At 23.3% G+C, this 3,783-nt stretch carries 2 protein-coding genes; one reads left to right on the top strand and one right to left on the bottom strand.

Annotated features, from left to right (window positions below):
- Positions 1-556, top strand: a 556-nt coding sequence (locus Q0W06_RS19410) for a hypothetical protein (RefSeq protein ID WP_297639778.1), incomplete at its 5' end; no start/stop codon positions are given.
- 679 nt (positions 557-1,235) lie between these two features.
- Here Q0W06_RS19410 and Q0W06_RS19405 read toward each other — a convergent pair.
- The gene (locus Q0W06_RS19405) at positions 1,236-3,515 is read right to left on the bottom strand and encodes an AAA family ATPase (protein WP_297639775.1); all 2,280 of its coding nucleotides are present in this window, start codon (positions 3,513-3,515) and stop codon (positions 1,236-1,238) included.
- Between the last annotated feature and the right edge of the window lie 268 nt (positions 3,516-3,783).

Here is a 3,783-nt window from a genome sequence, read left to right as displayed (position 1 = left end):
TAATTTTACTGCTGATATTTTAAAACAATCTCCTATCGTAAATAAAGATTTATTAAATAATATAAATAATGGTTACTTATTTAGTGAATACGATATGATTCTTACTTCAATATGTGTTTGTGAGGATCAGATTAATACTATACTAAATTCACTAAATACTCCGGTTAGTTCGCCACACCTAACCGTTTGCGAATATTTAATAAAGAATATTTTTAACAATTTGACTAATGTAGTTACTTTTATCCAAAGCCACTATAATTATGACATAACAATGACTGCTTCATCCACCAAAAAATTATTTACCAAAACTAAAAATGACCTTTTAAAGTTTGATAAAACAACCCCCTCTCTATCTAACAACGAATTTAAAAAAGCTTTTTTTAAATTTGTTTCTAAAGATTTAACGGCTCCTTCTTATAGAATATATGATATGCAAGAATTTTATATCAATAGAACATTACAACAGTATTTAGGTTCTAAAAACATTTTTTTTGCCGATAATACCAATTTTGATGATTTCTTACATTATATCCAAATTAATTTCTATAGAATATAATTAATTTTAAGTATTTATTTATCACTTATTTTTATTTTAGAGTTATTTTAAAAATACTAATAAAAAAACCCTATAGAATTACATGAATCTATAGGGTTTATTATATTTATAGCACAAACTAGTAATAATCTAGAAAAACATTAAAAAGTTTACCACTCTTAAATAAAAATCTATTCTTAAACATATAAAGCAGGACAAATAGTTCCAACATATTGCTCAGCAGACTATGTAAAAACTAGTACTTATATAATTTATATTTAAGTTGAATTTCAATATATATTTTGTTTATAAATAGCTAATTTTTTATATTTATAAATCTTTTGAGATTCTATACAAAAAGACTAACGCAATTTTACCTTGCACTTTTCATTTTATTCTTCCAAAACGATGTTGAAAAGAAATGCTTTTCAAAGCTTGAACTTGTACTTATTTTTCTTGAAAATACTATTAAATTTATAGACTAATGCCAACTCGCCTTTATCTCTAATTATTTGTCTTCCATTTATACTCTTTGTACAGTAGAATTTATACATTTTCTATAGACTTCTGCATTAACAAAGCATTCGTTTTTAGCGCTTCTGGAGCAGCTATTAGGCGAAATAGCCTCTTCAGAGCAAATAATATATTATTTAAAAATATACAAATTTCCCCATAGTCTACCTTAGTCCCAGTTGTTCTTTTATTCCTCTAGGCCTACAGCCGCTTCATCAAACATTTGATTATTTTCTTGAATTTCAAGTTCTGTTAATATTGATTTTTTCTCATCTTCCAACGCCTTATCTGTAATGTCTATTGCTGGTTGAAAAATATTCATATTTCCTTCAAAATGATTGAATTCATTCAAGAGAGTTTTTTTAGAAGTAAAAAAAACTCTTTCTTTTATTTTAGATTTATCACTTCTTTTAAAAATATAATCAATTATATTTTGCGTTGTTTCACCTGCATATTTATCTCCTTGTTTTTTCTTTTTTACTTCTATTATCTTCAATACTTTATTATTTTCAAACATACATAATTTTTTCTCTACTATAAGTCTTAAAAATAAATAGTTCAATGTATGATATAATGTTCTATTTAATAACGGATATTTTGTTTTATCTATTAATTCCTTATTTTGTACATCTATATCTAATATTTCATTAATATTTGTTTCTATTTTCCCTATTTTCACTCTAAAAAGTCTCTCATACATACAGCCAATATCAACATATTCACTTTCATATCCATGCATTACCTTACAAAGTTCTTTATATACCTGACTATTTCCAATTATATTTGCATATCCTCTCATAAAAGGAATCATCACTACTAAAAATCTTTTATTATTTTTGTATTGTTCTTCTCTATTATTTCCTTTCTTAATATATGACAAAATATCTCCTCTAAATAAATCTAAAAGTTTATTTAACTGTAATAGAATATCTTGTTCATTTTTGTTAACTTTTATAAATCCATTTTCTGCACCATCCGTGTTGTTAAACATATATAATTCAAAACTACCTCGTACTTGAAATTCCAATAGTTTTATTAACTCAGTATTATGAGTTAATATTATTTGTTTTTTACCTTCTAAAAATTTCACAATACAAAATGCTATCTTATTTTTATATATTGAATCAAAACTAGATATAGGATCATCTAATACTATATATAACTTGTCCGATTTCTTCGCTTTTAATAATTCAAATGATAATGATATAAAATTTTGTTGCCCTGTACTAAGACCAAGCTCATCTCTATCTTTACCTAAAAGTTCATCTCCATCTAATGTTATTCTAACTTTATTATTCTTGTCCCTCTCTATATTAACTGCTCTACCTATATTATCACCTATTACTTCTTTTAAATACAATAAATCTTCTTCTGATATTTTAAGTTGCTTTTCTATAAGCTTTTCATATTCATCATATTTTGATATTAATTCATTACTCAAATTATCTTTTACCAAATTAGATATTTCATTCCCTATATTTTTTAAATATTCTCTTATTTTAGTTTGTAATTCTAATATATTATCTTTATTTCCAGTTTTTATAGCATCTAAAAAAATATTTTGTATATTTAACGGATCTTTATCTTGTTTCTTTACGATATTTATTATTCCATTTAAAATATTTTTTGTCTTCTCATCTAACTGATTTTCAATATTTAATTTATTAGTTTTTTTATCTTTTAATAACTTTTCTTTATCATATTTATTGTTATCACAGACAACACATTCATCTTTATATAAAAATTTATTTATTATTTTTATAGCCTCATCGTTCTCTTCTATTTCTTTTACTTTTATATTTTGTTTTATATCTTCAATATTTAAATTCATTATCTTATATATTATAGATTTTGCATCTTTATAATTATCTTTTATAAACTTATATATATCATCTTCAGCATTAAAATTTGATTGAATCTTTTTTAAATCTCTAACTTTATTTATATACTTTTCTTTATCTATTTGATTTCCCTTAAATTGCTTATTTGCAAAATCTTTAATATTTTTTTGAATTTCTTTATCTTCTACCGTCTCTATTAATTTATTAGTTCTTGTAGTTATATTTAATTTATCTTTTAATATTAATCTCATAGACTCACATAATACTTTAAATCCTTCTTCAATCTCTTTAATTAGCCTTTCTTCTTTCTCAATATCATCTCCAATTAAATAATCTTTAGCACTTCCTTTTATTATATTTCTACTATTTTGATCACTTATTATATGAAATATTTCCCCACTATCTATCTTTTCCTGTCCTTTAAATTCAACTTCAAAGCATATATTTTCATCTTTACTATCTCCAGCTAATACTTTACTTAAACTTGTTTTTCCCGTTCCATTCGGTCCATATAATACCGCTATATTTTTATTAAATTCTATTTCATTATTAACTTTTAAATCTTTAAATTCCTCACAGAATACCTTATTGTATTCTATCTTTTTAAATTTTAATTTTTTACTCATTTTGTCATCCCCTATTTTTCAAAATAATAGTATTCCATCATCCGCTATTTCATTTTAATTTATCTATTTATTATATCATTTTCATGTAATTTTCAACAAATAATCCAATCAAAACTAACTAAATAAAATATACCCAATTCTATTCGAACACCTTTTTATTATATTTTAAACTACTTTATTACAAATCATTTATGCTATATTTAAAATTCAATTTTTGGATTTATGTCAATATCCTGGACACTAAAATTCGAACTATACTAAGCTGTAG

This window comes from uncultured Clostridium sp. (genome assembly GCF_947072515.1).
Taxonomy (GTDB): domain Bacteria; phylum Bacillota; class Clostridia; order Clostridiales; family Clostridiaceae; genus Clostridium.
This window is presented reverse-complemented; position numbering and strand designations above follow the sequence as displayed.

What these genes read in the sequence shown, in the direction of transcription:
- Q0W06_RS19405 (WP_297639775.1), bottom strand. Translation starts at nt 3,515, where the DNA reads ATGAGTAAAAAATTAAAATTTAAAAAGATAGAATACAATAAGGTATTC.